Below are 2,577 nucleotides of genomic sequence, written 5' to 3' on the forward strand. Positions count from 1 at the left end.
TTCGACCATCCGGATGGCCACACCGAAGAACAGATCAACGTTGGCCTTCTGAAGTGCAGCAAACTGTTCCTGCATGATGAAACTCCTGTAGAGGCAACCGGGCGTGAGCGCCGCGCCGTCGACGGCGCGCAGCACCCATCGTGATCACGAAACGGACCGTCGGTGTGCGCTGCACGATGCAGTCGCAATACTGGCGGGTTGCAGGGGGTAGGTAATGGAGATTGGGAGATTGCGCTCAGCGTCTTTTCGCGACGCTTTGAAGCACGGCATCGCCGTCGCGTGTCAGGCGGGGCAGTGGGCGCCCGGGCGTGAGCTGTTCCATGGCAACCAGATGGCGTTCGAGCAAGGTGTCGAGTTCTTCGCGGTCAAGATCGATCTGGTCAGGCGCGGCCTGGACCAGCATGAGGGTGGCAAATTCATGGGGGCTCAGCATGTCTCTCTCCGGTTTGTCTGGATTATCGCCGCGTTAAAGCAGAAATTACCGCTGTTCGGCGGATGAACCGCCCCGGATTTTGTGGAGGCTCCAACTCTTGAGAGAATGGAGCCATGAACAAGAAGGTAACCAAGTTTTCCCCGGAAGTCCGAGAGCGCGCAGTGCGTCTGGTGCGCGAGCAGCGTAGCGAACATCCGTCGATGTGGGCGGCGGTGGAATCGATTGCGCCGATGATCGGCTGCACACCGCAGACACTGCACGAGTGGGTCAAGCGCGACCAGGTCGACCACGGTGAGCGCGATGGCGTGACCACAGACGAGCGCGAGCGCCTCAAGGCCTTGGAGCGCGAAGTCAAGGAGTTGCGTCGTGCCAACGAGATTCTCAAGGTCGCGAGCGCGTTTTTCGCCCAGGCGGAGCTCGACCGCCGTTTCAAGTCCTGAAGGCCTTCATCGATCAGCATCGCGACACCTTCGGGGTCGAGCCGATCTGCAAGGTCTTGCGGATTGCCCCGTCGGGCTACCGACGCCATGCCGCGCAGCTTCGTGATCCGGCGCGGCGCTCTGTTCGCGCAATCCGCGATGAACGTCTGCGGCCGGAGATCGAGCGTGTGTGGCGGGCCAACATGCAGGTCTACGGCGCGGATAAAGTCTGGAAGCAGATGAACCGGGAGCGTATTGCGGTGGCGCGCTGCACGGTCGAACGGTTGATGAAGCAACTGGGTTTGCGCGGCGTAATGCGAGGCAAGCGTGTTCGCACGACTGTTCCTGATGCCATGGCCCCGCGCCCACTGGATCGGGTCAATCGCCAGTTCAAGGCGGCGCGGCCGAACCAGCTCTGGGTTTCGGATTTCACCTACGTTTCGACGTGGCAGGGCTGGCTGTATGTGGCCTTCGTGATCGACGTGTTCGCACGCCGTATTGTCGGCTGGCGCGTCAGCACCTCGATGACCACGGACTTCGTTCTGGATGCACTTGAACAGGCGCTTTACGCGCGACGCCCGGGCGACGACGGAACCTTGATACACCATTCGGACAGAGGGTCCCAATACGTCAGCATTCGCTACAGCGAACGGCTGGCCGAAGCGGGCATCGAACCGTCGGTCGGGAGCCGGGGCGACAGCTACGACAACGCCTTGGCTGAAACGATCAACGGCTTGTACAAGGCTGAACTGATTCATCGCCGCACCTGGAAAACGCGGGAATCCGTTGAACTGGCAACGCTGGAGTGGGTGGCCTGGTTCAATCATCATCGATTGATGGAACCCCTCGGCTATATCCCGCCCGCCGAAGCTGAGGCAAACTACTATCGGCAACTTGAAACAGCTGCCGCCGAACCCGCATTAGCTTAAACCAACCAGCCTCCACGATTCCCGGGGCGGTTCAGGATGCTATGCCAGCATTCAGTAATTGTTCCAGTCGTTTCAATTCCGGTTTTGCATATTCGGTCTTTTCCAGGACCGAGGTCGAAATGTTAAACGGGATCACTGCGGCCCCGCATGAATATGATGTATGAATCATACGTCTTTGATAGAAGGCCTTAAATCAGCCGCAATTATCTACCCGTTGCTTGAGCGCACCTTGATCCGGCCGTTTTCTGTTTAACGGTGACACCACAACGAAAAGTGGCTCTGGAAAACACTGACCATTCGGGACTGAATTGCGCTCCTTTGATCACGCTCCTTTGAGCGGCGGTAAAGCCCCGCCGGCCTCACGAGAGACTGCTTTAGATTAAATCTGGAAGTGCGATTTCCATATCGTCAGTCTTTTGCCGAATTTACCGATCTAAGCCTGTAAAACATTGTGCAATCGCGGTCAAGTTGACCGACAAGCCGCCGGGGTCATAGTTTTACTCTGGGTCGGGAAATCACTTAACCGGTCAGGGCGCGGTGCCTTGTCGAGCGTGCTTTCAGCATTCGAGCACGTAGGTTCCGGGCGCATCGGCCAGGATGGTTCCCGCACCGATCGGCGGCGGCGCAATCTGCCCGCTCGAACGATCGGCAAGCCATCTTTGCCAGCACGGCCACCATGAGTCCTGTTGCGCCGGTGTCGCCTCTAACCACTCGTGGGGGCTCATGTAATGTTCGCCTTTATGCCTCATTCGAAAGCGAAACCGGCGCGCATGGCCGGGCTCCGAAACGATACCTG

At 58.7% G+C, this 2,577-nt stretch carries 2 protein-coding genes, 1 pseudogene and 1 other annotated feature; of the genes and pseudogenes, 1 reads left to right on the forward strand and 2 read right to left on the reverse strand.

Features of this window, described 5'->3' with window-relative positions:
- Positions 1-235 precede the first annotated feature (235 nt).
- Positions 236-433, reverse strand: coding sequence for a hypothetical protein (locus VSR34_RS37750; protein WP_081716238.1), 198 nt, complete (start codon positions 431-433; stop codon positions 236-238).
- A 113-nt stretch (positions 434-546) separates the two neighbouring features.
- On the opposite strand from VSR34_RS37750, the gene VSR34_RS37755 reads away from it, so the two are divergent.
- A protein-coding gene (locus tag VSR34_RS37755) for an IS3 family transposase (protein WP_342965156.1) occupies positions 547-1,781 on the forward strand; the annotation gives its coding sequence in 2 pieces (ribosomal slippage) (positions 547-838 and positions 838-1,781; 1,236 coding nt in all).
- Positions 828-944, forward strand: a sequence feature (AL1L pseudoknot). Its footprint overlaps the gene before it by 117 nt.
- Positions 1,782-2,338: 557 nt before the next feature.
- Here the strand turns inward: VSR34_RS37755 and VSR34_RS37760 are convergent.
- Positions 2,339-2,577: pseudogene (locus VSR34_RS37760) on the reverse strand (poly-beta-hydroxybutyrate polymerase); the annotation flags it as partial.

The sequence above is a fragment of the Paraburkholderia sp. JHI2823 genome, from assembly GCF_038900695.1.
Taxonomy (GTDB): Bacteria; Pseudomonadota; Gammaproteobacteria; order Burkholderiales; family Burkholderiaceae; genus Paraburkholderia; species Paraburkholderia mimosarum.